The organism is Flavobacterium pallidum (assembly GCF_003097535.1).
Classification (GTDB): Bacteria; Bacteroidota; Bacteroidia; order Flavobacteriales; family Flavobacteriaceae; genus Flavobacterium; species Flavobacterium pallidum.
Genome location: NZ_CP029187.1, coordinates 546426 through 570694 on the forward strand (window position 1 = coordinate 546426; position 24269 = coordinate 570694).

At 44.6% G+C, this 24269-nt stretch carries 22 protein-coding genes and 1 tRNA gene; 6 read left to right on the top strand and 17 right to left on the bottom strand.

The features are described from left to right. Positions 1–133 precede the first annotated feature (133 nt). A tRNA-Ser gene (locus HYN49_RS02160) sits at positions 134–220 on the bottom strand. Between the two features lie 117 nt (positions 221–337). Further along, the gene (locus tag HYN49_RS02165; RefSeq protein ID WP_108902586.1) at positions 338–1198 is read right to left on the bottom strand and encodes an SDR family oxidoreductase; all 861 of its coding nucleotides are present in this window, start codon (positions 1196–1198) and stop codon (positions 338–340) included. A 155-nt stretch (positions 1199–1353) separates the two neighbouring features. Here HYN49_RS02165 and HYN49_RS02170 point away from each other — a divergent pair, with 155 nt between their 5' ends. Then, positions 1354–1752: a winged helix-turn-helix transcriptional regulator gene (locus tag HYN49_RS02170; protein WP_108902587.1), complete on the top strand. Its 399-nt coding sequence runs from the start codon at positions 1354–1356 to the stop codon at positions 1750–1752. Positions 1753–2046: 294 nt separating this feature from the next. Here the strand turns inward: HYN49_RS02170 and HYN49_RS02175 are convergent, their stop codons facing one another. From HYN49_RS02175 to HYN49_RS02185, 3 genes are read right to left on the bottom strand one after another with little or no spacing between them, the layout of a single operon-like run. Beyond that, positions 2047–2505 (bottom strand): periplasmic heavy metal sensor, encoded by a 459-nt coding sequence (locus HYN49_RS02175; RefSeq protein ID WP_108902588.1) that lies wholly within the window; start codon positions 2503–2505, stop codon positions 2047–2049. Next, positions 2502–2798: a hypothetical protein gene (locus tag HYN49_RS02180; RefSeq protein WP_108902589.1), complete on the bottom strand. Its 297-nt coding sequence runs from the start codon at positions 2796–2798 to the stop codon at positions 2502–2504. Before HYN49_RS02180 ends, HYN49_RS02175 begins: the two co-directional genes overlap by 4 nt. Continuing rightward, a complete protein-coding gene (locus tag HYN49_RS02185) occupies positions 2795–3466 on the bottom strand; it encodes an RNA polymerase sigma factor (RefSeq protein ID WP_219928758.1) in 672 nt (223 codons plus the stop codon). Before HYN49_RS02185 ends, HYN49_RS02180 begins: the two co-directional genes overlap by 4 nt. Positions 3467–3557: 91 nt before the next feature. Between HYN49_RS02185 and HYN49_RS02190 the strand changes: the two genes are divergently transcribed. Further along, complete coding sequence (locus tag HYN49_RS02190) at positions 3558–4259, top strand: porin family protein (RefSeq protein ID WP_108902591.1); 702 nt, start codon at positions 3558–3560, stop codon at positions 4257–4259. Here HYN49_RS02190 and HYN49_RS02195 read toward each other — a convergent pair. From HYN49_RS02195 to HYN49_RS02210, 4 genes are all read right to left on the bottom strand, one after another. Continuing rightward, a complete protein-coding gene (locus tag HYN49_RS02195; RefSeq protein ID WP_108902592.1) occupies positions 4254–4859 on the bottom strand; it encodes a hypothetical protein in 606 nt (201 codons plus the stop codon). The two genes, HYN49_RS02190 and HYN49_RS02195, sit on opposite strands and share 6 nt — an antisense overlap. A gap of 1 nt (position 4860) precedes the next feature. Next, the gene (gene rpoN, locus HYN49_RS02200) at positions 4861–6315 is read right to left on the bottom strand and encodes an RNA polymerase factor sigma-54 (RefSeq protein WP_108902593.1); all 1455 of its coding nucleotides are present in this window, start codon (positions 6313–6315) and stop codon (positions 4861–4863) included. A 160-nt stretch (positions 6316–6475) separates the two neighbouring features. Next, positions 6476–7909, bottom strand: coding sequence for an asparagine--tRNA ligase (gene asnS / locus HYN49_RS02205; RefSeq protein ID WP_108904917.1), 1434 nt, complete (start codon positions 7907–7909; stop codon positions 6476–6478). Between the two features lie 154 nt (positions 7910–8063). After that, positions 8064–10418 (bottom strand): efflux RND transporter permease subunit, encoded by a 2355-nt coding sequence (locus HYN49_RS02210; RefSeq protein WP_108902594.1) that lies wholly within the window; start codon positions 10416–10418, stop codon positions 8064–8066. Between the two features lie 171 nt (positions 10419–10589). Here HYN49_RS02210 and HYN49_RS02215 point away from each other — a divergent pair, with 171 nt between their 5' ends. Both HYN49_RS02215 and HYN49_RS02220 read left to right on the top strand, forming a co-directional pair. Then, positions 10590–12857, top strand: coding sequence for a cation:proton antiporter domain-containing protein (locus tag HYN49_RS02215; protein WP_108902595.1), 2268 nt, complete (start codon positions 10590–10592; stop codon positions 12855–12857). Between the two features lie 8 nt (positions 12858–12865). After that, a complete protein-coding gene (locus HYN49_RS02220) occupies positions 12866–13195 on the top strand; it encodes a DMT family transporter (protein WP_108902596.1) in 330 nt (109 codons plus the stop codon). On the opposite strand, the gene HYN49_RS02225 is transcribed toward HYN49_RS02220, so the two are convergent. The 3 genes from HYN49_RS02225 to pyrH all read right to left on the bottom strand — a co-directional run bounded on the left by HYN49_RS02225 (position 13192) and on the right by pyrH (position 17087). After that, a complete protein-coding gene (locus HYN49_RS02225; RefSeq protein WP_108902597.1) occupies positions 13192–15684 on the bottom strand; it encodes a DUF5686 family protein in 2493 nt (830 codons plus the stop codon). The two genes, HYN49_RS02220 and HYN49_RS02225, sit on opposite strands and share 4 nt — an antisense overlap. 96 nt (positions 15685–15780) lie before the next feature. After that, positions 15781–16344, bottom strand: a complete 564-nt coding sequence (frr, locus tag HYN49_RS02230) for a ribosome recycling factor (RefSeq protein ID WP_108902598.1) — start codon at positions 16342–16344, stop codon at positions 15781–15783. A 35-nt stretch (positions 16345–16379) separates the two neighbouring features. Then, positions 16380–17087, bottom strand: coding sequence for a UMP kinase (pyrH, locus tag HYN49_RS02235; RefSeq protein WP_108902599.1), 708 nt, complete (start codon positions 17085–17087; stop codon positions 16380–16382). A gap of 196 nt (positions 17088–17283) precedes the next feature. Here pyrH and HYN49_RS02240 point away from each other — a divergent pair, with 196 nt between their 5' ends. Then, positions 17284–17880: a thioredoxin family protein gene (locus HYN49_RS02240; RefSeq protein ID WP_108902600.1), complete on the top strand. Its 597-nt coding sequence runs from the start codon at positions 17284–17286 to the stop codon at positions 17878–17880. Here HYN49_RS02240 and HYN49_RS02245 read toward each other — a convergent pair. From HYN49_RS02245 to HYN49_RS02265, 5 genes are read right to left on the bottom strand one after another with little or no spacing between them, the layout of a single operon-like run. Further along, positions 17875–18489 carry a porin family protein gene (locus HYN49_RS02245; RefSeq protein ID WP_146185034.1) on the bottom strand — a complete coding sequence of 205 codons (615 nt, stop codon included), beginning with the start codon at positions 18487–18489 and terminating at the stop codon, positions 17875–17877. The two genes, HYN49_RS02240 and HYN49_RS02245, sit on opposite strands and share 6 nt — an antisense overlap. Next, a complete protein-coding gene (gene truB, locus HYN49_RS02250; RefSeq protein ID WP_108902602.1) occupies positions 18440–19126 on the bottom strand; it encodes a tRNA pseudouridine(55) synthase TruB in 687 nt (228 codons plus the stop codon). Before truB ends, HYN49_RS02245 begins: the two co-directional genes overlap by 50 nt. Continuing rightward, positions 19126–19929, bottom strand: coding sequence for an undecaprenyl-diphosphate phosphatase (locus HYN49_RS02255; RefSeq protein WP_108902603.1), 804 nt, complete (start codon positions 19927–19929; stop codon positions 19126–19128). Before HYN49_RS02255 ends, truB begins: the two co-directional genes overlap by 1 nt. 40 nt (positions 19930–19969) lie before the next feature. Continuing rightward, positions 19970–20236: a DUF3098 domain-containing protein gene (locus tag HYN49_RS02260; RefSeq protein WP_108902604.1), complete on the bottom strand. Its 267-nt coding sequence runs from the start codon at positions 20234–20236 to the stop codon at positions 19970–19972. Between the two features lie 27 nt (positions 20237–20263). Then, positions 20264–21139: a cell division protein FtsX gene (locus tag HYN49_RS02265; protein ID WP_108902605.1), complete on the bottom strand. Its 876-nt coding sequence runs from the start codon at positions 21137–21139 to the stop codon at positions 20264–20266. 182 nt (positions 21140–21321) lie between these two features. Between HYN49_RS02265 and leuS the strand changes: the two genes are divergently transcribed. Continuing rightward, positions 21322–24189, top strand: a complete 2868-nt coding sequence (leuS, locus tag HYN49_RS02270; protein ID WP_108902606.1) for a leucine--tRNA ligase — start codon at positions 21322–21324, stop codon at positions 24187–24189. Positions 24190–24269 lie beyond the last annotated feature (80 nt).

Sequence of the window (24269 nt, forward strand, 5' to 3'; positions counted from 1 at the left end):
CTGCAGCATAAACACTGAAGCGCGACTTTGCAAGCGATTTGCATTTTTTGTTGTCGTGGCCTTAGAAAAGTCCTTTCGGTCTTTACGCCCGCACCAATAAAAAATGCGCGCCTTACAGACGCGCATTTCAATGCAGAGAGGATGGGATTCGAACCCACGATGCAGTTGCCCACATACAAACTTTCCAGGCTTGCTCCTTCAACCACTCGGACACCTCTCTAAGTTTGAGGGTGCAAATAACTTAAAAAAAAATCAGTTGGCGAAATTTAACTGATGATTTTATTAAACGAAAACGCCGTAAAATCAATTACGGCGTTTTTCTATTGCCAATAAAAATTTAGTTTAATAATTCCTGCAACCCGAAAGCACTCACAAAGTTTTTATATCCCTCAGACACATGGGTATTGGCATCTTTGGCAAACTGGCCTGTCGCTACGTCTACTACGGTACGCAACGGCCGTTGTCCCTGTGGTTTGTTGATGAGGTTCAATACCGCATCGGCAACATCCTGCGGGTTGGGCTGCAGGTTTTCAAACAATTGTCCTATACCCACTCCAATTTGTTCCGGGATGGCAGACAAATCACCATAATCAGCAGCAATCGTACTGTCAGATCCATACGTAGACTTGCCAAAAATTTCTGTTGGAAAAGCGCCTGGCTGAACAATGGCTACGTCAACACCCAATGAGCGCACTTCGTAGTGCAACCCTTCACTGAGGCCTTCCACAGCGAATTTAGCCGCATTGTAAAATGTCATGAATGGTGCTGAAAATCTTCCTAGTACGCTGGAGGTATTCACGATAAGGCCGTTTTTCTGCTCACGCATTTGTGGCAAAACTGCTTTGATGGTACGCCATGTCGCGTTGAAATGCACATCGAACAGCGTATCGATATCTTTTTGCGTAAAGGTTTCAGCGATACCGCCCATGAAATTTCCGGCATTGTTGATCAGCACATCCAGTTGTCCTTCGGCAGCAAGGATATGTGAAACAGCCTTATTCACTGAGTTTTCGCTACTCAGATCCACTTCAATGACGTGTACATTCTTTAATTTTGCGAGTTCTTCCGCTTTATCTTTATTCTTTCCAGAGGTATCACGCATCGTGGCATAAACGGTAAATCCTGCGTCAGACAAAGTGTGGGTATGCAGCCAGCCGAAGCCGCTGTTGGTACCGGTAATCAAAATTACTTTTTTCATTTGTAATGTAAATTAAATGTGGTTATTAGTATTTTCCGAAAGTTTCTAAAGTTTTTCTAGTATATAAAAGTTTTTTAGTTACTTTTGGGTACCGCAAATTTGCGCAGAAAAAAATTCACACACAAGAAGGCACCTTCAGGAAACACAGTTACCAAATGGAAACAATTAGCGTCCCGTCTGCAATAGACACCAGAAAAAAATTAAAAGAAATTTTAAATACCCCGCGTGATTGCAATACGACCTTATGCCCGGTGAAGGATGTTTTGCATAAAGTAGGCGACAAATGGTCGGTGTTTGTCATGATGGCATTGGGCGCTGAAAAAACAATGCGATTCAACGAGCTCAAAAATTCGATTTACGGCATTTCGCAAAAAATGCTCACGGTTACGGTACGGGATCTCGAATCCTTCGGGTTGATCGACCGAAAAATTTACCCACAGATTCCGCCAAAGGTAGAATACACCTTAACCGGCAAAGGCGAGGAATTTTTGCAGCATCTTATTGTATTGCTCGATTGGGCCTGCCGTTACAGTAAGAAGGAAAAGAGTTCCTGAGGTACTTTTATAAATATGCGTTCGGTTGATGCCTGAAATAATAATCAGCAAGCGAAAAACTTTAACAAATGGTATACTTTTTCCGTATTGAATAAATTCAAATTTTCCGTAGGGCTACAACTTCCCTTTCCCTGAAGGTAAAATACGATTTTTCCAGAACATGATGCTACGGAAAACACACACCATTTGTTAAATATGCTTCGCATGTATTTTTATGCAAAAAAGCCCGCAAAAGCCGGCAAAGCAACCTATAAACCTGAAAGTTTAAAATCAAATTGGCTTATGCTGTAATTATCATCGTCCCGGTTTTGGATTAGAGAAAATGTCTGCGATCCGCGTTGTCATGTCATGGTAATAGGGCAACTGCTCTTTTCGGCACAAACTTTTAATATCCTGGAAATGTTTGTAATGAATATGCTCAATTTCAACCTGGACTTTTCCTATTTCTGCCATTAATGAATCATTCGCCATCTGGTTTGGATTTGGATTATCCAATGGGGCATAAAGTTTGTTTTTCAAATCCATAATCCTGCCATCCGCTTCACGGATTTGGTTTCGGTGCCAGTGAATCATTTTTTCATATTTTGCAATCTGTACTTGATCAAGTTGCAGTTCGTGGATCACAATGTCCTTCTTCTCCTCTGGCCTGCCATGCCGATGTTCCCTTTGTTCAAGCAATGCTGTGGCAATCAGGAACAGGTTCAATGCGACGAGGGTGACACAGAAAATGGTGAGTATCTTTATTTTTTTCATGGCTGTGCGTATATATCGTTATGGGGCATCAGGTCGAAAGACACACTTGATTTGACAGGTGATTTGACATTTCCTGCTGAATAAAAAGTGAGCACACAAAGCAAAACCAGTGATGCACATGCCCACACTGCAGCCCCTGGCGTGATATTTTCTGAAGCACGGTGTATCTTTGCATTAATTTTATCCCTCAGGAAAAAAGGCGGATTCACTTCGCGGACAGCATCCAAAGGTTTTAACAATTCCTCCATAGCAATAGGATTTATGGGTTTAGACGTTTTTATATTGGTGTTCATTCGCGCGTATTGATTTTTTTATGCAGATTTTCTTTTGCCCTGTGCAAAAGCGATTCAACGGCCTTTTCGGAAATGTCCATGACTGCAGCTATTTCCTTTTGGGATTTCTGTTCGATTTTACTCAGAAGCAAAACCGTTTTCTGGTTGAATGGCAGTGTATCGATATGCGCAAATAATGCAGCGACGGCCTCTTTTTGTTCCAATGCTACGCCCGGATGATTGAAATCCCCGACCTCATGCCGGATTTCACTGCTGTCTTCATAAAATAACGAAGTCAGGAAGCCGAACCGCTTTTTTCTTTTTTTGGCCTTCAGGAAATCGATGCAGCAGTTTACACAAATGCGGTAAATCCAGGTTGACAGTTGCGATTGGTTATTGAACGTATGCAATTTGAGGTGGATCCGGACAAATACATCCTGCGTTACTTCCTCAGCATCTTCAAGGCTTTGGAGGTAATTCAGGCAGAAATTGTACACCCTGCGGTGGTGTTCTTTGTAGATGTCGTTGAAATGCAATGCGACGCTTAATATTTTTCCGAAGATAAAAATATTTCTTAAACCGTAGCCTCTTCGTGATTTAATGGCAAAAATCCGGATCCGGGCGAAGTTCCTGCCCCGGATGGAAACGACACGAGCGAAGCGAACTGGCGAAGCACATCCTTTTTCCACACCTTTATCAGAAGAAAGATATAGTGGACAGCCGGAAAAGGCCAAAAAAATTCCATAAATTTTTAGTAATTTAGGCGTCAAAATAAAATGCATGCGCCTTTTAAAAATCCTATGCCTGTTCGTTGCAGCAACCGCTTTTTCGCAGGAACAACCGCCTGTAAAAGTCCAGGACACGACCTTTTTTACCAAAGTCGATTCGCTTTACAGGGAAGACCAGTTTTATTTTTCGGTTACTTATAATTTATTGCAGCACAAGCCTCCGGGTTTTTCGCTGAATGGGTTTTCAACGGGCATCAGCATGGGGTTCCTGCGCGACATGCCCATCAACAAAAGGCGGACCTATGCGATTGCCGCAGGACTTGGGATCTCTTATAACAAATACCACAACAACCTTTTGGTCACCGAAAGCGGTGGCGGCCACAATTACGAAATCCTGGAAGATGTCAGTTACTCGAAAAACAAATTGGAGCAGGTCTTCCTAGACCTTCCGATTGAATTCCGCTGGAGGAATTCGACACCGGAAAGCCATAAATTTTACAGGATTTATGCAGGTTTCAAAGTGCGTTATCTTTTGATGAACAAGACGAAATTTGTCGGCGATGAGACCATTACTGTTTTTAAGAATAAAGATTTCAACCAGATCCAGGTGGGGCCTTACGTCGCGACGGGTTTCAACACGTGGAATTTCCATGTATATTATGGACTGACGCCACTTTTCAAATCTGCCCAGGTCAATGGCAAACCTATAGAAATGAGGACATTGAATTTCGGTTTGATGTTTTACATCCTATAACCAGAAATACAGCAATCCGGCCTGGGGAATGATCCCGATTAAACTCCCTAAAACCAGTTCCTGCATCGTATGCGCGTTCATGCGAAGCCTTGATGTGGCGACAAAACCATTGCAAAGTACCAAAACCAGTACCGGAAGTATCATCCTGATCTGAAAATGCAGGCTGATGGCCATCATAAATACCGTTAGCGCAGTAATGCCGATCATGTGCAGACTGACTTTATGCCCTGCAAACACCATCAGCAATGCCAGTAAGGTACTGATCAGGCTTCCGAAAAAGAAAAAATACAATTCCACGCAGCTTTCCAGCGTGATGCTTTTCTGTATTAAAATAAAAAGCAATACCGCATGGATCATCAAAGGCAGTTTACGCTGGGCCTTGTCGGCGAGCATAATCGAATCGACTTTACCCAGGGAAAGCAAGAGGTAGTAAAAAGTAACCGGAATGAAAATCGTGATGATCACAATCTGGATGATAATGAGGTAAATCTCGCTGTATTGGAAGGTTTTTTCGCCAAACAGGAAAAAGCCCAAAACCGCATAAACTGAAATAAACAGCGGATGAAAAATGTATGAAAACAAGTTGAATAACTTTCCCATATTAAATTTTCCGGCGCATCCTCGCTACTGGAATATCAAGTTGTTCGCGGTATTTTGCAATGGTACGACGCGCTATAAGATAGCCTTTCTCTTTCAGGATTTCAGCAAGCAGGTCATCATTTAAAGGCTTGTCCTTATCTTCCTCATCAATAATTTCGCGCAGGATTTTCCTGATCTCTATAGTGGAAACTTCTTCTCCCTGGTCGTTGGTCAACCCTTCGGAGAAAAATTCCTTGATCAGTTTTGTACCGTATGGCGTTTCGACATATTTGCTGTTTGCAACACGTGAAATGGTTGAAATATCCAACCCGACCATATCGGCAATGTCTTTTAAAATCATTGGTTTCAGTGCTGCTTCGTCGCCTTCAAGGAAATAATCTTTCTGGTAGTGCATAATCGCATTCATCGTCACCAACAAAGTTTCCTGGCGCTGGCGTATTGCATCGATAAACCATTTCGCAGAATCGAGTTTATGCTTGATAAACTGCACCGCATCGCGCTGTGCTGTAGATTTATCGCGTGATTCCTTATACGTTTGCATCATTTCCTGATAATCTTTGGAAACGTGTAAAGAAGGGGCATTGCGCCCGTTTAATGTCAATTGTAATTCGCCGTCTACAATCCTGATCGTAAAATCAGGAACAATATTTTCAGTCACACGGCTTGCGTAAGAACCGCCAGGCTTCGGATTCAGTTTTTCAATAAGGTGGATGGCGTTTTTCAGCTCCGCAGAGGTCACCCCGAACTTCTGCATCAGTTTATCATAATACTTATGGCTGAACGCATCAAACTGTTGCTCGAGGATGTCTATGGCCAGCGCTACTTCCTGTGTCGGTGTTTTTTGCTTCAGTTGCAGCAAAAGGCATTCCTGCAGATCGCGTGCCCCTACTCCCGCCGGTTCCAACTGGTGGATGATATGAAGTATTTTCTCCACCGTCTTCTCATCGGTGTAAATGCCTTGTGTGAAAGCCATATCGTCGACCATATCCGGGATACTCCTGCGGATATAACCCGTATCATCTATACTTCCCACGAGGAATTCCGCAATGTCGCGCTCATCATCATTGAGAATAAAAGTATTGAGCTGGTTGATTAAATCCTGATGGAAACTGATTGGTTCGGCCAATGGCGATTCACGCTCTTCGTCGTCATCGCTGTAATTATTGGCCTGGGTTTTGTAATCAGGCGTATCGTCGTTCAGGTATTCATCGATGTTGATTTCTTCATCGGCATGGTCGGTTTCATTGTCATCGAAATCCTCGTATTCTTCCGTTTCATATTCATCGGCAGGAATTTCAGGTTCTTCCTTTCCTGCTTCCAATGCCGGATTGTCGTTGAGTTCCTCCAACAGCCGTTGCTCAAAAGCCTGGGTTGGCAATTGGATCAGTTTCATCACCTGTATTTGCTGCGGTGATAACTTTTGGGAAAGTTTCAGATTTAGGAACTGCTTGAGCATAGGTTGATTTCTTCTTTCAAAATTACAAAAAACAAATTCCAAATCCCAAGCCTAAACTGCATGGAATTTGGAATTTTATTCATTTTCAAAATTCAAAAAAATGAATCCCAAATTCCAAACGTTCGCCGGAATTTGGAATTTTATATTTAAGATTTTACCATTAGAACTCCGCATTCTGCGGTGTCCTCGGAAACGGGATCACATCACGGATGTTGGTCATGCCCGTCACGAAAAGCACCAGTCTTTCAAATCCCAAACCGAATCCTGAGTGAACGGCACTTCCGAAACGGCGCGTATCAAGGTACCACCACAATTCTTCCTCATCTATACCGAGCTTTCGCATTTTCTCGACCAATACATCATAACGTTCTTCCCTTTGCGAACCGCCGACGATTTCACCAATTCCGGGGAAAAGGATATCCATCGCACGTACGGTCTTGCCGTCTTCGTTCAAACGCATGTAAAATGCCTTAATATTTGCAGGATAATCATATAAAATCACCGGGCATTTGAAGTGTTTCTCCACAAGGAAACGCTCATGCTCGCTTTGTAAATCGGCACCCCATTCTGTTATCAGGTATTGGAATTTCTTTTTCTTATTTGGCGTGGAATCTTTTAAGATATCAATCGCTTCGGTGTATGAAACGCGCTTGAAGCTGTGGCTTAACACGAAATCCAGTTTTTCCAAAAGTGCCATTTCACTGCGTTCAGCCTGTGGCTTTGATTTTTCCTCCTCAAGCAAACGGCCTTCCAGAAATTTCAAGTCATCTTTACAATGATCAACCGCATATTTCACCACATACTGAATGAAATCTTCAGCAAGATCCATGTTGTCGTTCAGGTCATTGAACGCCACTTCCGGCTCAATCATCCAGAATTCGGCAAGGTGACGTGAAGTATTAGAATTCTCCGCCCTGAAAGTCGGTCCGAAAGTATAAATCTGGCCTAAAGCCATCGCGAACGTCTCGCCTTCCAATTGCCCGGAAACGGTCAGGTTTGTATGTTTTCCAAAGAAATCCTCCTTGTAATTGATGTTTCCTTCTTCGTTTTTCGGCAAATTGTCCAGTGGCAACGATGTCACCTGGAACATTTCACCCGCGCCTTCCGCATCGGCACCGGTAATGATCGGCGTGTTTACATAAACAAATCCTTTATCCTGGAAATATTTGTGCACCGCATATGACAACACCGAACGCACACGCATAATCGCACCAAAAGCATTCGTACGCACACGCAAATGCGCATTCTCACGCAGGAATTCCAATGAATGTTTCTTCGGCTGCATCGGAAACTTCTCTGCATCAGAATCACCAAGGATTTCGAAGGAACGCGCCTGAATCTCAAACTTCTGCCCCGCGCCCTGGCTCTCTACCAAATCGCCGATGATAGAGACCGCCGCACCTGTCGTAATGCGTTTCAATTCCGTTTCCGGCGTATTTTCAAAATCGACCACACACTGGATATTATGGATCGTCGAACCGTCATTCAGCGCAATAAACTGGCTATTCCTGAAGGTACGAACCCATCCTTTCGCGTTAATGTCTTTCATCGGCTGCGTCGCCGCAAGCAAATCCTTAATCTTGGTGTGTTTCATTTTCTTCTGTTTTAATGCAATTGAAGCGCAAATATAATTTTTATTTTTTTTGAGGAGCATTTTCCCGTTATCCGCTGCAATCTTTTTACATTCCGCAGGCTCCATTGTAAAAAGGATTTCCGCTGCTATCGGGGCTAGGGTCTGGTCGTAAAATTTAGTCCAGTTCCTTTTTGGCACGTTTCTTCTCGAACGTCAGCACCAATGCCGGAAGCACAAGCAAATTGGCAAACATGGCAAACAACAACGTCACCGAAATCAGTCCGCCCAAGGCGATCGTCCCGCTGAAGCTCGACACCGTGAAAATCGCAAATCCGAAAATCAATACGATTGACGTATAAAAAGTACTGATGCCCGTTTCGCGTATAGCGCTGAAGATCGATTTCTTGACGCGCCCGTCGTTCTGGATCAGGTCGTGCCTGTATTTTGCCATGAACTGTATCGCATTGTCCACAGAAATCCCGAATGCAATACTGAAAACCAATATCGTCGACGGCTTCAGCGGAATCCCGAAATAGCCCATCAATCCCGAGGTAATGCACAACGGCAATACATTCGTAATCAAAGATGCCATTACCATTTTTACAGAACGGAACAAATAGGCCATCAATAATGCAATAGTCAAAATCGCGAAAATCAGCGATTCGATCAGGTTGTCCACCAGATATGCCGTGCCTTTCTGGAATACCAGCGCTTTGCCGGTCAGGGTCACTTCAAAATTTCCTTTTGGGAAGACTTCATCTACTTTGGCGCGGAGTTTCTTTTCGATGAGCGCCATCTTATCGGTCCCAATGTCTTTCATGAACGTTGTAATCCTGATATAATGTGCGGTCGAATCGACATAGCTTTTCATCAGGTTGTCGCCTTTGCCCTTGCTTTTCATCATGCTTTTGGCGTAGGTCAGCACAAAAGCCTGCTCATTATTATTCGGCAATTGGTAATATTCAGGATTGCCGTTGTAGTAGGTCTGGTTCAGATATTTGGCAAAATTCACCACCGAAACCGGTTTGGAAAGCTCGGGGATTCCGGCAATCGTCTGCTGCAGCTCTTCTACTTTTTCCAGCGTTTTCGGGTTAATGGCTTTCCCTTTTTTCTGGTGGATCATGATTTCAAGCGGCATGACACCGTTGAATTCCTTTTCGAAGAACAGAATGTCTTTAAAAAACGAGGCTGACTTCGGCATTTCCCCGATCAGGCTTCCGGACACTTTCATCTGCGAAACCCCGATCACGCTGAAAACCAGCAACAGTCCGTAAATGCTGTAAATCACCGTGCGTTTTGTCCTTACGGTTTTCTCAACCCAGTCCAGCAACGACGAAATATAATTTTTGCTTAAGTGGTACAAATGCTTTTCCTTGGGCACCGACATGAAACTGTACATTATCGGGACAACCATCAGCGTAAGTAAATACACTGAAATCACGTTGATTGACGTCACCAAACCGAATTCAAACAGCAAATCATTTCCTGTAATCATGAATGTCGCAAAGCCAATTGCGGTGGTCATGTTCGTCATTAACGTTGCGACCCCAATTTTAGAAATCACACGCTGCAATGCTTTCGCCTGGTTGTGGTGTATCTTGATTTCCTGCTGGTATTTGTTGATCAGGAAAATGCAGTTCGTAATCCCGATGACGATGATTAACGGCGGTACAATAGCCGTTAAAATCGTGATTTTATAATGGAACATGCCCAGCGTCCCGAAAGACCAGACCACCCCAAAAAGTAAAATCCCGATCGAAATGAATGTCGCACGGAACGACCGAAAGAAAAAGAAGAAAATCACCGAAACGGTCAGCAACGCAGCCCCAATAAAAAGCCCGATCTCGCCTTTCATATTCTCGGCATTAATCGTCCGGATGTATGGCATTCCGGACACGCGCAGGTCGATGTTGGCGGCTTTTTCAAATTTTTCAATCTTCGGAACCAGGTTTTCCACGATGAAAGTTTTCCTCTCCGCGGTATTGACGATACTTTTCTTCAGGTAAATTGCTGAACGGATGCTTCCCGATTGTTTATTGAACAGCAATCCTTCATAAAACGGCAAGCGGTTGAACAATTCATCCTTTATGGCTGCAAGATATGCCGGGTCATTTGTACGGTTTTGGTCGATCAACGGCACCATTTCAAATTTCTGGGCGATAGTGTCCTTGTGCAGTTTTTTAAGATCGTTTAAGGAAACCACCAATTCCACATCAGGGCTTTTTTTCAGGCTGCCCATCAGTTCATTCCAGGCGGCATAAGCTTTTGGCGTGAAAAAAGCATTGTCCTTTACGCCGATTACGACCAAATTTCCTTCTTCCCCAAACTTATCAAGAAAGTCAGCATATTGCTGGTTTACAATGTGTTTCTGCGGAAGCAGATTTGCTTCCGTATATGTCATGGCGAGGTTTTTACATTGCCACCCGAGAAAAATCGTGATGGCGGCAATGATACCGAGGATGAAATTCCTGTTCTTTAAAATAATTCGGGCAACGGCTTCCCAAAATCCCGGATTAATGCGCTTCTTCATAGCCTTAAAAATGGTTGCAAAGGTACATAAAACCAATAAAAAGCATCGGCAAAAAACAAAAAAATAGCACGGTTTCAAATGCCCGTTTTAAATTTATATTAAATACCCGAAAACCGATATAATTTATATATTTGGTTTCGCATATTTGCAGCCTACCAAACCAACTGATATATGAAGAACCTCAAGAATTCGCTTTTTTATATCCTGACCATTTCCGGCTTTTCCGCGCTGATTTACTACATTATTACACAGGGGAAAAATCTTGAATCCGGTCGCAATATTGTAGCGAAAACTGGTAAAGGCCAATGGGACGAATTCCTGGATTCGATGGCACACAACCTCAGTGAATCTTTGGCCATATTATTGCTGCAAATCCTTTCCATCATTTTGGTAGCGAGGGTTTTCGGGTGGTTTTTCCGTAAAATCGGACAGCAATCGGTTGTGGGCGAAATGGTCGCCGGCATTGTGCTTGGCCCATCGCTCGTCGGGCTGTATTTCCCCGAATTTTCAAACCTGCTTTTTCCGGTAGCGTCATTGCCCAACCTGAAACTTTTCAGCCAGTTGGGACTGATTTTCTTCATGTTCGTCATTGGAATGGAACTCGACTTGAAAGCCTTAAAAAACAAGGCCAATGATGCCGTAGTCATCAGCCATGCGAGTATCATTTTTCCTTTTGCTTTAGGTACGGGATTGGGTTATTTCATTTACAGGCAATTTGCACCTCCAGGTGTCGAGTTTTTATCTTTCGCGCTGTTTATCGGGATTTCAATGAGTATCACGGCATTTCCCGTTTTGGCGCGTATCGTGCAGGAACGCGGTATTCATAAGACCAAACTCGGAACAATCGTGATTACCTGCGCTGCTGCAGATGATATTACCGCCTGGTGCATCCTGGCCACGGTGATTGCGATTGTAAAAGCCGGTTCGTTTGTAAGTTCGCTTTATGTCATCGGGATGGCGATTGCTTATGTTTTCCTGATGCTGAATGTCGTGCGCCCGTTCCTGGCTCGAGTCGGGGAATTAAAGAACTCGCGCCAGAGCATGAGCAAATCAGTCGTCGCGATTTTTTTCCTGACATTGATTATTTCCGCCTACACTACTGAAATCATTGGGATCCATGCCTTATTCGGAGCGTTTATGGCGGGCGCGATTATGCCGGATAATGCTAAATTCCGAAGCATCATCATTGATAAAGTCGAAGATTTATCAGTCATCATATTGCTGCCTTTATTTTTTGTGTTCACCGGGTTAAGGACAAAAATCGGATTGATTGACAGCCCTGAAATGTGGAAAATCACCGGGCTTATCATTGTTGTAGCTGTCGCAGGGAAATTCCTCGGAAGTGCCATTGCAGCGAAATTTGTCGGCCAGAGCTGGCGCGACAGCCTTACCATCGGCGCCTTGATGAATACCCGCGGACTGATGGAACTTATCGTGCTCAATATCGGAAAAGACCTCGGTGTGCTTGACGACAGGATTTTTGCCATGCTTGTGATTATGGCTTTGGTGACCACTTTCATGACCGGGCCGGCACTGGACCTCATCAATTTTATCTTTAAGACCAAAGACGCTCTCGTTCCGGAAGAAATCCAATCGGAATCCAAATTCAAGATCCTGATTTCGTTTGGAAATACAGAAAGGGGGAAAGCATTGTTAAGGCTTGCCAATAGTTTTGTAAGGAAAGAAAAGGACGATGCTATCGTTACAGCGATGCACCTCACGCTGAGCAACGAACTGCATACATTCAACCTGGAAGAGCAGGAAAATAAAAGCTTTGCACCGATAGTACATGAATCTGAAGCACTGGACCAAAAGATTATTACGCTTTTCAAGGCATCCAATGACATCGATAACGATATTGTCGAAATTGCCAACCAAGGAGAATATGACCTGTTGCTTGTCGGGCTTGGCCATTCCATTTTTGAAGGCACGCTGCTTGGAAAAGTTTTAGGTTATACGACAAGGATCATCAATCCGGACCGGCTTTTGGACAAATTCACCGGAAAAGAAGGGCTTTTTGAAAATTCGCCTTTTGATGAAAGGACGCGCCAGATTATTGCCAAAAGTAAAATGCCGGTTGGGATTTTAGTCGATAAAAACCTGGAAAAACTCCAAAATGCCTTCATGCCGATTTTCAGCACCGAAGATGCATTCCTTTTCGATTACGCGCAAAGGCTGATCCAGAACAACGATGCAAAGATCACGCTGATGGATCCTAACCACGCGATTCGCGACAACAAGGAACTGTATGGCAGAATTGATGAGATTGAAAGCCTGAAACCGAATTACATGTCGATGCAGGAAGACCGCACCATGAAAAAAGATTTCCTTGAAAAAATGGACATCATGGTCATCAGCCTGGAAAGCTGGAAAAAACTTGTGAATTCACAAAGCACGTGGCTGAGCAACATTCCTTCAGTACTGATTATTAAGCCTTAACTTTTGATATGGCGTGGATTTTACTGATTATCGGCGGTTTTTTCGAAGTGGGTTTTGCCACTTGCCTGGGCAAAGCCAAAGAGACCCAGGGAATCATTTCTTCCTTATGGCTTGGCGGTTTCCTTGTCTGCCTTTCCATCAGCATGGTGCTTTTGTACAAAGCTTCGCAGTCACTGCCGATCGGGACGGCTTATGCGGTCTGGACGGGAATTGGGGCGGTGGGAACGGTATTGGTCGGGATTTTAATATTTAAGGAACCTGCTGATTTCTGGCGGATGTTTTTCATCACCACACTCATCGCCTCGATCGTAGGATTGAAAATCGTTTCAACACACTAAATCCCGAAATCAAGTATAAAGCTCAGTTTTATTGAAATATTGTCCTCAAAACGCGGCAATTGGTTTGGCCCATACCTGTAAAACCCTGACAGCCCGAAACCTTTAAAGATCTGGTTCAGTTCGATCCCGGATTCAAAATAGCCTTTGTCCAGCGTTTTGTATGCGATGCCGAAATGCTGCTCGGGATGTTCCATATTCCCCCAGCCCATTCTTGACACCAATACCATTGAAGGTCGCACTTTTTTGAACAATTCCACACGCTTGAAACCATGTTTCAGTTGCAGCATCACATACTGGCTTGAAAAAAATTCATTGAAATACATCGTCTCGAAACTATTTTTCCCGGCCAGTGTAAGGCGCTGCAGCACCTTGTCTTTCGTAAGGCTGTTCGGCGAAGTGTTGTACAAATGCGTCAGCGGGACATCGCCGAAAGCATAACCGGCTTCAAGGAACACGGCAGTCTTTTGCCCGTTCAGGTATTTTTTCTGGTATTCCGTACGGAAATCTATTTTCCCGAAATCAAAATCATTGCTTAAAACCCCCGGAAGCGACTTGGTGAACTGGAAGGTAAATTTCGGGTAGCGTTTTTCAATTTCTACCTTTCCGTTCGGCGTCTGCATGAAATCGCTGAAAGGGTTCCATTGCAGCGAAACCATTGCAGTCGTCATATTAAACTTCGTATAATCTTTGCCATTGGCCTGATAAATGTAGCTGAATTTCGGTTCGACGACACTTCGTGACAGTTGCCAGATGCTTTCGGTCTTCGGGATGATTTTCGTTTCTATATACCCGCGCCAGGTTTGGTAGGCATAAAACGTACTTAAGTTGATCGGGCGTGGGTCGTATAATTTGAAAACGCGTTTGTCAATCGCAAAAGAAGTACTCGCAATCTCACGCACATCATCAGTATAGGCCCCACCAATCCATGAATTCGAAAACCTCCCAATCCTTGCAGCAGTACCAATATTGTATTTGAAATTCCCGTCTTTGGTACCATAAGCGGTATACCCTTCCACCCTGTATTTTTCAGAAAAACGATCATTTGTGATTCCGCCGGCACCGAGCCGGAATCCTTCATAATTATTATAGCTCAGCAGGTAACGCAAATCGAAATCTACAGGGCCGATCGGCACATAACCGTTGATGAGCTTGCGCCCGATGCGCAGTTTCTTCTCCACTTTTTCCTTCTTTGCAATGCTGTCCAAAGCGATATACGTCTGGCGGCTGCGCGAATCCAGGCTGTCTTTTCTGAATTGATTCCAAAAATCCTCATCCCGGTTCACGGCATCGTCTTTAACGTGCATGATGACCGAGGATTTGCTGATCGTTACCGGCTTATTGTATTCGCGGTTGAAATACCAGTATTTGGATTGAAGGTATGTAAAATCGGAAGATTGTTTTTTGCGTTTTGTATGTTTTCCATCTGCATCAAATTTGAATGTTTCGCCTAAAATCCTGATATCCTCATCATTTTTGCCCTTGACAATCTTAAATTCTTTATTCGTCGGGAACCAGATTTTCTCTTCCGGAATGTATTCAAATTCATGCGTTGCCGTGACATCCAATACGGTCCGCAGGCGCATCACGGCTTTTGCGACAGCGTAACTTTCCTGATCGATGTACAGCAAACCCTGCAGCCCGGTTTTACGGTATTTCCGCTTTGGAAAAAAATAAACGAGATAGGTTTCCCTTCCGCCAATCTTCACCGTATCGAGCAAATGGTAGTAATAATCCGAAAAAGCGTCATTGGCAATCGGGCTATTGTACTTGGTTTCAAACAGTTCATACTTGCTATCATACACCGAAAAAGACTGCAGGTTGAAAGCCACCACTTCATATACCGGCTTGTCGAATCCGGACATCCGGATGCCACGGACGGTTTCCTTCAGCCTGCGGTCGGCGAACTGGAAATCCGACACTTTTTCCATCTGGAACAAATGCTGCGAGCTGATGATTTTTTTGAACCGAAACGAGGAGGAATCAGGTTTAGCCAGTGGCGGGCCGTCATTCTTTTTGATAAAAACCGAATCAATTTTACCGTCTATGGAATCCGGATTTGCAGTAACGATCAGTTTGTTGTAGGCTTTGAACTGGAAGGTTTTCAGCTTTTGCTGTGGATTGTTATTCTCTTTAGAGGCGATGACGCGCCGGATGATGTCGTATGCAGGATCTTCTTTTTTACCTAAAACAACCGGTTCGAGCTTTTTTACAGCTGCAAAAAGCAAAATGGTAACAAACTTTTCAGTACCGATTTTAACTTCTTTTTTTTGGTAACCTATGTAGGAAACAGTGATTTTTTCGTTTTTTGCTTTTGCAGGAATCGTAAATTTCCCATCAACATCAGCAATCTGGCTTTGCCCATTGCTGTCAATAATCGAAGCAAAAGCAAGCGGCATGTGCGTATCAGCATCTTTTACAACGCCGCTCACGGTCTGCTGTGCAAAAGAAAGTGTTGAAACCAGTAATAAAATCCAGGTGATTGCCCTCATCGGTGCTTTTACAAAATTGCTGCAAGTTACGAAGCTGCGAAATAAAAAAATCCGCTCTGTTCGGAAACGGAGCGGATTTTATACATTTTTTATGATTTAGACCTTCATGATCTCGGCTTCTTTGGTTGCCAGGTGTTCGTCTACTTTTTTGATGTAGGCATTGGTCAGGTTTTGCACTTCTTCCTCGGCACTCTTACAGGCATCTTCGGAAGCGCCTTCTTTTTCCAGTTTCTTGATGTCGGTATTGGCATCTTTCCTGGCATTCCTGATTCCGATTTTGGCATCTTCAGCTTCGGCTTTGGCTTGTTTGACCAGATCACGTCGGCGCTCTTCCGTCAAAGGCGGCACGCTGATGATGATCACATCCCCATTATTCATCGGATTGAAACCGATGTTGGCTATCATAATCGCTTTTTCAATGGGATGCAGCATATTTTTTTCCCAGGGCTGTACGGTAATCGTCCTGGCATCAGGCACGTTAATATTGGCCACCTGGGAAAGCGGTGTGGCTGATCCGTAATAATCTACAAAAACACTGCCCAGCATGGCCGGGCTTGCCTTTCCTGCGCGAATGTTCAGGAATTCCTTTTCAAGATGCGCAATCGAACCCGTCATGGATTCTTCGGCGCCGTCTAATATAAAATCAAGTTCTTCGTTCATTTCTGAGTGATTTTGGAATTTGAAATTTGTAATTTTTATATGTTTACTTCCGTTCCTATGTTTTCTCCCTGGCAGATTTTCAAAAGGTTTCCTCTTTTGTTCATATCAAAAACCACAATCGGCAGTTGGTTTTCCTGACTTAAGGTAAACGCGGTGGTATCCATTACGTTGAGGCCCTTTTTCAAAACGTCTTCAAACGAAATATAATCAAATTTGACCGCATCTGGATTTTTCTCAGGATCGGCGGTGTAAATACCATCAACGCGCGTTCCTTTCAGGATCACATCGGCGTGGATTTCAACGCCGCGCAATACCGCAGCAGTATCTGTAGTGAAATAGGGATTTCCGGTGCCGGCACCAAAAATGACAATCCTGCCTTTTTCAAGGTGGCGGACAGCCCTCCTTTTGATGTATGGCTCAGCAATCGCTTCAATTTTTAAAGCGGTTTGCAGGCGTGTCAGCATGCCTTTGTCTTCCAATGCGCCCTGCAAAGCCATCCCGTTGATGACCGTGGCAAGCATGCCCATATAATCTCCCTGGACGCGGTCCATCCCATTGCTGGCTCCGGCTACGCCCCTGAAAATATTTCCGCCTCCGATGACGATGGCAATTTCAATGCCCTGGTCGTGAATCGTCTTGATGTCTTCAGCGTACTCGGCCAGTTTTGCCGGATCGATGCCGTATTGACGTTCCCCCATCAGGGCTTCACCGCTTAATTTCAGGAGGATTCTTTTAAATTTCATCTGCTAATTTTGTTGAGTTGTGCAAATATAGACATATTCTGAAGATTTTGGAATCTGGCAATAAAATTTGAAAATGCCCGGAATCCCTAGCCCTGATGGAGCCGGTATCCTTTTTATTTTTTTCTTAAAAATAAAAAGATTAAGGCGAGAGCAGGGTGAAGCTCCTGAAACAAATTATTACACTTAATTTTGCCCTATGAAAAACACGATTACAAAAGGCCTTGCGGAAAGCATTTCCTACGATGGTTACCGTAGCATGGTCACAACCTTGCTGTCTGAAAACAAATCGACCGGGCATGGGCAATCTGAAGCCCTGACGCACTACAGCCGGATGAATGAGACCCGCATGAACAGGCTTGAAAAGACCGTTCTGATTTCTGAAAAGAATGCTTCAGCGATGCAATCATTGGCATCCCGGTTTACGTGGCTCGTGATTTCTGAAGGCTGGTGTGGTGATGCGGCACAAATCCTGCCTGTATTGGAGAAGCTGGCCAAATTGTCTGACAAAGTCACCCTCAAAATCGTACTGCGCGACGAACATCCGGAGCTGATGGATTTATTTCTGACCCACAACACACGCTCGATTCCAAAGCTGATCGTCCTGGATGAAAACAATGCAGTGAAAACGACATGGGGACCGAGGCCAAAAGCTGCGTTGGATCTGGTGGCAGATTATAAACGGGAAAATGGCGTTTTCGACGACGCTGGAAAAACGGCATTACAGCTTTGGTACACCAAAGACAAAGGCGCATCAATCCAGGATGAAATGGTCGCAATAATGGCCGGCTTATAAGAACGTATAGCCAAGCCCGATATTGAACGTAGAAAGATTGTCGAAATCCTCTGGTTTGAAATGATAGTAAGAGATTTCTATAAAAACGGACAGCACGCCTTTTTGCCGTTCTTCATTTTCACTGAGGACAGCCACATCCAGACCAAGGTTGCCCCGCAGGAAATTCCCTGAGAAACGGTCCTTGTTCAACACAAAAACTTTTCCGTAACCGAACGACACAAAGGGCCTCACCTCGTCATCCTGGGATAATTTCGGGGCTATTTTGATATTTCCAAAAACCGGCGCAGATACCAAACCCGGATCCGATTTCCATTCGATTCCGGTATGTAGCCCGAGTGACATCCAATCGACCACGCGGCGGCCGAAACCGACCCGGAGATAAGCGCCTCCCGGACGGAAAAAAGGCTGTTCTTCATCCTCTCCAAAGGCTTCATTCTGCTTTATCGGGGCAGCGAGTTCCCACTGGAAATAATTTTTCTTTACGGGTTTAAGCGGCATCGATTCCTGTGCCCTGGAAGCCACGGAACCCAACAATAACAATACCGTTAAAAGTATTTTCTTAAGACAGGCTGTTTTCAAAATCGGGTACGGGTTGTGCATCGTTAACATGGTAATGGCCTATTTTGGTGCGGCGCAATGCGGTAAGGTGTGCTCCGGACTGCAGTGCTTTTCCAAAATCAAAAGCCAGCGAACGGATGTAAGTCCCTTTACTGCAAACGACCCTGAAGTCTATTTCGGGCAGTGCAATTCTGGTGATTTCAAATTCGTGGATGGTGGTTTTCCTGGAAGCGATTTCAACGGTTTCACCGGCACGGGCATGTTCGTACAATCGCTTGCCGTCTTTTTTTATCGCGGAAAAAACGGGGGGTTTCTGGTCGATTTCGCCAAGGAACTGTTTTACGGTTTCGTGTATCAAATCCGCATCAATATGTAACGTTGGGAAAGTCTCGTTTATTTCGGTTTCTAAATCATAAGAAGGTGTGGTCGCACCAATGTGGAATGTTCCGGTATATTCTTTTTCCTGGCCCTGCAACTCCGTAATCCTCTTGGTGAATTTTCCGGTGCAGACTATCAGCAATCCGGTCGCCAATGGATCGAGCGTACCGGCGTGCCCGATTTTGATTTTCCTGATCCCGAGTTTGCTCTTGAGTGCCCATTTCATTTTATTGACCGCCTGGAATGACGACCAATGCAGGGGCTTATCAACCAACAGGATCTGTCCGTTCTGGAAATCTTCCGCTGTCATTATGCAGCAACAGGGGATTCGAAATAATAAATCGCAAGCAGGATGATTCCCAGTGCAATCCTATAATAACCGAAAACCTTAAAGCCGTTTTTAGTCAGGTAATTGATCAGGAATTTAATGGAAGCATACGAAACCAAAAAAGCAATGATGTTCCCCACTGCAAGGATTCCGAGATTGTCGGTATTCAAAATCTCAGGAGAATTTTTCCATACGTCGTAAATGCTTTTTACGGTAGCCGCGAGCATGGTGGGTACGGCAAGGAAAAACGAAAATTCGGCAGCAGTCCTGCGGTCGAGCTTTTGCTCCATCCCGCCGATGATGGTGGCGGCACTTCGGCTGGTACCCGGAAATACAACGGCCAACGTTTGGTAAAAACCGATGGTCAGTGCTTTTTTATTTGTTATTTGTGCTTCATCGGTAATTTTCGGATTGGGGAACCATTTGTCGACAAAAATCAGTACAATCCCTCCAATCAATAACATCAATGAAATCACGACGGGTGTTTCCATCATTTTTTCGATATGCTTTTTGAAAAGCCCTCCGATAAACAGGGCGGGGATTACCGCAATCATCAGCTTGACATAAAAACCAAGCCTTTTGAAATCAAAAAATTTGCGCCAGTAGATCGCCACTACGGAAAGGATTGCGGCCAGTTGGATTACGATTTCGAACAATTTCGTGAAATCGTCTTTTTCAATACCCATGAACGAAGAGAAAATGACCATATGCCCTGTCGAGGAAACGGGCAGGAACTCGGTTACGCCTTCAATGATTGCCAGGAGAATGGCCTGAATATAATCCATATGAAATGGGTGTTAGTGTTGTTTTTGGAAAAAAAATATCCTACTCGTTGCCTGCTGATTTTGGGGATTTCAGGATGGCATAAATAGTGATTCCGAAACCAACCAAAACCGTAGTCGGTGCCAAACGGATTCTTCGGAAACTGAAGATATCCTCACTGAAAACTTTCGGATCATCACTGCCGCCACCCATCATCAATATAAAACCCAATGCGATCACGCCGATGCCGACCAGCAGGATTTTGTAATTGATCTTTTCGAAAAGGAAATCACCTTTGTATTTATTGTCTTCTGAATGCTTCATCTTCATTTGTTTCTTTTTTAATTTTTACCTTATCTAGTAAAGATCATCTGTCCTCAGGTTCAAAAAACGCTGTGTTGCAAAAAACGTACTGAACCACGTAATCAGAATCCCGATCACTATCACGCCAAGCAAAACCAAACCGGTCATTGCCTGGTCTTCGATAATCTTCAGATCCGGATAATTCTCGTCAAGGGTTACCAGCGTGACAATCAACGCCGCGACAGCCAGTACCGATCCGATGATTCCCAACATAATGCTGCGTACGATAAATGGCCTGCGGATAAATGATTTTGTCGCGCCCACCATCTGCATGGTTTTGATGATAAAGCGGTTGGAGTAAATCGAAAGGCGCATGGAACTGTTGATCAGCAACACTGCAATCAGTGCAAATATAGCACTCGCAATCAATATCCACATGCTCACATTTTCAATATTCTGGTACACAAGATCCACGAGCACATCGTCATAAACGATATCTGAAATCATGTCGTTTTTCCTGAACCGGTCTTCTATCTTACGGATGCTGTCGTTACGGATATATGCTGCATTGAGGTGGATATCGAAGCTGTTTTCCAATGGATTCTCTCCGGCAAAAGCCATAAAATCCTCGCCCATATCCTTGGAATATCTTTTGGCAGCCTCTTCCTTGGTTACGAATTCGCTGTTTTTCACAAAACGTGCCGTTTTTAACTCTGCTGCAAAGGCCTTGTGCACACTATCGGTCGCTTCATTCTTGAAGAAAATACTCATCGGGATTTCCTCTTTGAAATGGTCCGATAGTTTCTGGGAATTGATCACGAACAAGCCCAAACCGCCCAACAGGAAAAGTACCAGGAAAATACTCAGCACTACAGAAAAATAAGAAGTAATCAGCCTGCGCTTTTTAAACTTTTCGTAAGACGAACTCATAGTTGGAAAATTATGGCGTAAAAATATAAAGAAAATCCTTAACCGCAGTTTATAACGTGCAAAGTTTTGACTTTCGTACAATAAGCGTAAATTTGCCGCTCGCAGCTAAATTGTGCAATTAAAAATACATCCCATTCTTTGCTCAGGCACTCACGTGCTCCGCAACTCTGGCACTTAAAAAGATGAAATACAATCCTTCCGAAATCGAAACATACTGGCAAAAATACTGGGCAGAAAACCAGACATTCGCCGCTGAAAACAACTCCGAAAAGCCTAAATATTACGTCCTGGACATGTTCCCGTATCCTTCCGGTGCCGGGCTTCACGTAGGACATCCGCTGGGCTACATCGCTTCGGATATTTATGCGCGCTACAAACGCCACAAAGGTTTTAATGTGTTGCATCCGCAGGGTTACGACAGTTTCGGCCTTCCGGCAGAACAGTATGCGATCCAGACCGGGCAGCATCCTGAAAAGACAACGAAAGAAAATATCGCGCGATACCGCGAACAATTGGACAAAATCGGATTTTCCTTTGACTGGAGCCGCGAAGTGCGTACGTCTTCTCCTGAATATTACAAATGGACACAGTGGATTTTCATCCAGTTGTTCAACTCCTGGTATAACAAGCAAACCGATAAGGCGGAAGACATCTCGACATTGACAGCCATTTTTGAAAGGGCCGGCAATGCCACGGTCCATGCGGTGTGCGATGACAATATTGACATTTTTTTCCCATCGGAATGGAAATCATTCTCCTACGAAAAGCAACAGCAAATCCTGCTTCAGTACCGCCTAACCTATCTGGCAGAAACCGAAGTCAACTGGTGCCCGGCACTGGGAACCGTCCTGGCGAATGACGAAATCGTAAACGGTGTGTCAGAACGCGGCGGGCATCCCGTCATCCGTAAGAAAATGACACAGTGGAGCATGCGCATTTCCGCTTACGCAGAAAGGTTGCTGCAGGGTTTGGAACAAATCGACTGGACCGAAGCGCTGAAGGAAAGCCAACGGAACTGGATCGGAAAATCGGTCGGTGCGTCGGTGACGTTTAAGCTGAAAGATTCTGAAACAGAGCGCGACAATATCGATTACCTGCTTTCAGGTGACGAAACCAACGATTATAAAATTGACGTGTTCACGACCCGTCCCGATACCATTTTCGGCGTCACTTTCATGACACTTGCCCCGGAACACGAACTCGTTTCAAAAATTACCACGCCGGAACAAAAAGCAGCCGTCGAAGCCTATGTCGAAGCGACCGCACGCCGTTCAGAGCGCGAACGCATGGCCGATGTGAAGACGATTTCAGGGGTTTTTACCGGCGCTTATGCCGAGCATCCGTTTACGAAAGAACCGATTCCGGTATGGATTGGCGATTATGTTTTAGCGGGTTACGGAACCGGAGCCGTGATGGCCGTACCTTGTGGGGACGAGCGCGATTATGCGTTTGCAAAACATTTCAAAATCGAAATAAAAAACATTTTTGACAACGTTGATATTTCTGAAGAAGCGTATGCCTCAAAAGACAATGTCACGATTGCGAATTCCGATTTCCTGAACGGGCTCAATTATAAGGAAGCTACAAAAAAAGCGATAGCCGCTCTGGAAGAAATCCACCAGGGCAAAGGCAAGACGAATTACAGATTACGCGATGCAGTTTTCTCCCGCCAAAGGTATTGGGGCGAGCCGTTCCCGGTATATTATGTGAATGGCATGCCGCAGATGATCGATGCGGAACACCTACCGATTCGCCTACCGGAAGTCGAGAAATATCTACCGACCGAAGACGGGCAGCCGCCGCTTGGAAACTCAAAAGAGTGGGCCTGGGACACAGTAAAAAACGAAGTCGTTTCGAATGATACAATTGATAACGTCTCCGTGTTCCCGCTTGAATTGAACACGATGCCGGGCTGGGCCGGAAGTTCGTGGTACTGGCTGCGTTATATGGACGCACACAATGACAACGAATTTGTTTCGAAAGAAGATGAGCAATATTGGCAGAATGTCGATTTGTATATCGGCGGCAGCGAGCATGCGACGGGGCATTTATTGTATTCCCGTTTCTGGAATAAATTCTTAAAAGACCGCGGGTTTGTATCGCAGGACGAGCCTTTTAAGAAGTTGATTAACCAGGGAATGATTTTGGGGACGAGTGCGTTTGCATACCGACTTGAAGGAACGAATACTTTTGTCTCTAAAAATAAAGTAGGCGATCAGAAAGCACAACCCATCCATGCTGATGTGAATATTGTAAATTCTTCAGACGAACTCGATATCGAAGCATTTAAAAACTGGCGTTCTGATTTCGCCGATGCCGAGTTTATCACGGAAGACAACGGCAAATTCATCGTGTCCCGCGAAGTCGAAAAAATGTCCAAATCCAAATACAACGTCGTGACCCCGGATTTGATCTGCGAGGAATACGGCGCTGATACCTTGCGTTTATACGAAATGTTCCTAGGGCCACTCGAACAATCTAAGCCGTGGAACACCGCAGGAATTACGGGCGTTTTCGGGTTTCTGAAGAAATTATGGCGTTTGTATTTTGACGACAACGGATTGATCGTGAATGCGAATCCTGCGTCGAAAGAAGCGTTGAAAACACTGCATAAAACGATTAAGAAAGTCCAGGACGATATCGAGCATTTCTCGTTCAATACCTCGGTGAGCCAGTTTATGATCTGCGTGAATGAACTTAGCGCCATGAATTGCCACGAGCGCGTGATTTTAGAGCCATTGGCGATTGTCATTTCTCCTTATGCGCCGCATATAGCCGAAGAATTGTGGAAACAGCTGGGTCATGAAGGCAGCATTTCGACCGTGCCGTTCCCGATCTTTAATCCCGAGCATCTGGTGGAAAGCAGCAAGGAATACCCGGTGTCGTTTAACGGCAAAACACGCTTTACGATCGAGCTTCCGCTGGATTTATCCAAAGAACAGATCGAAGACATCGTGATGAACGACGAACGCACGGCAAAACAACTTGAAGGGCGTACGCCTAATAAGGTTATTATCGTTCCGGGCAAGATTATCAATATTGTGGGATAAGACCGGAAGTTAGGAAAGTCCGGAAGTCCGGAAGAGTAATCCGTTCGGGTACGGGAGACCGCGTGAGGGATTGCAGCGGC

Excerpts from the sequence above, each read along its gene's own strand:
- leuS (WP_108902606.1), top strand. The coding sequence starts at position 21,322 with ATGAAATACAATCCTTCCGAAATCGAAACATACTGGCAAAAATACTGG.
- HYN49_RS02215 (WP_108902595.1), top strand. The coding sequence starts at position 10,590 with ATGAAGAACCTCAAGAATTCGCTTTTTTATATCCTGACCATTTCCGGC.
- pyrH (WP_108902599.1), bottom strand. The coding sequence starts at position 17,087 with ATGAAATTTAAAAGAATCCTCCTGAAATTAAGCGGTGAAGCCCTGATG.
- HYN49_RS02210 (WP_108902594.1), bottom strand. The coding sequence starts at position 10,418 with ATGAAGAAGCGCATTAATCCGGGATTTTGGGAAGCCGTTGCCCGAATT.
- HYN49_RS02255 (WP_108902603.1), bottom strand. The coding sequence starts at position 19,929 with ATGGATTATATTCAGGCCATTCTCCTGGCAATCATTGAAGGCGTAACC.
- asnS (WP_108904917.1), bottom strand. The coding sequence starts at position 7,909 with ATGAAACACACCAAGATTAAGGATTTGCTTGCGGCGACGCAGCCGATG.
- HYN49_RS02260 (WP_108902604.1), bottom strand. The coding sequence starts at position 20,236 with ATGAAGATGAAGCATTCAGAAGACAATAAATACAAAGGTGATTTCCTT.
- HYN49_RS02170 (WP_108902587.1), top strand. The coding sequence starts at position 1,354 with ATGGAAACAATTAGCGTCCCGTCTGCAATAGACACCAGAAAAAAATTA.
- HYN49_RS02175 (WP_108902588.1), bottom strand. The coding sequence starts at position 2,505 with ATGAAAAAAATAAAGATACTCACCATTTTCTGTGTCACCCTCGTCGCA.
- HYN49_RS02180 (WP_108902589.1), bottom strand. The coding sequence starts at position 2,798 with ATGAACACCAATATAAAAACGTCTAAACCCATAAATCCTATTGCTATG.
- HYN49_RS02220 (WP_108902596.1), top strand. The coding sequence starts at position 12,866 with ATGGCGTGGATTTTACTGATTATCGGCGGTTTTTTCGAAGTGGGTTTT.
- HYN49_RS02195 (WP_108902592.1), bottom strand. The coding sequence starts at position 4,859 with ATGGGAAAGTTATTCAACTTGTTTTCATACATTTTTCATCCGCTGTTT.
- HYN49_RS02245 (WP_146185034.1), bottom strand. The coding sequence starts at position 18,489 with ATGTTAACGATGCACAACCCGTACCCGATTTTGAAAACAGCCTGTCTT.
- rpoN (WP_108902593.1), bottom strand. The coding sequence starts at position 6,315 with ATGCTCAAGCAGTTCCTAAATCTGAAACTTTCCCAAAAGTTATCACCG.
- truB (WP_108902602.1), bottom strand. The coding sequence starts at position 19,126 with ATGACAGCGGAAGATTTCCAGAACGGACAGATCCTGTTGGTTGATAAG.
- HYN49_RS02240 (WP_108902600.1), top strand. The coding sequence starts at position 17,284 with ATGAAAAACACGATTACAAAAGGCCTTGCGGAAAGCATTTCCTACGAT.
- frr (WP_108902598.1), bottom strand. The coding sequence starts at position 16,344 with ATGAACGAAGAACTTGATTTTATATTAGACGGCGCCGAAGAATCCATG.
- HYN49_RS02265 (WP_108902605.1), bottom strand. The coding sequence starts at position 21,139 with ATGAGTTCGTCTTACGAAAAGTTTAAAAAGCGCAGGCTGATTACTTCT.
- HYN49_RS02190 (WP_108902591.1), top strand. The coding sequence starts at position 3,558 with ATGCGCCTTTTAAAAATCCTATGCCTGTTCGTTGCAGCAACCGCTTTT.
- HYN49_RS02165 (WP_108902586.1), bottom strand. The coding sequence starts at position 1,198 with ATGAAAAAAGTAATTTTGATTACCGGTACCAACAGCGGCTTCGGCTGG.
- HYN49_RS02225 (WP_108902597.1), bottom strand. The coding sequence starts at position 15,684 with ATGAGGGCAATCACCTGGATTTTATTACTGGTTTCAACACTTTCTTTT.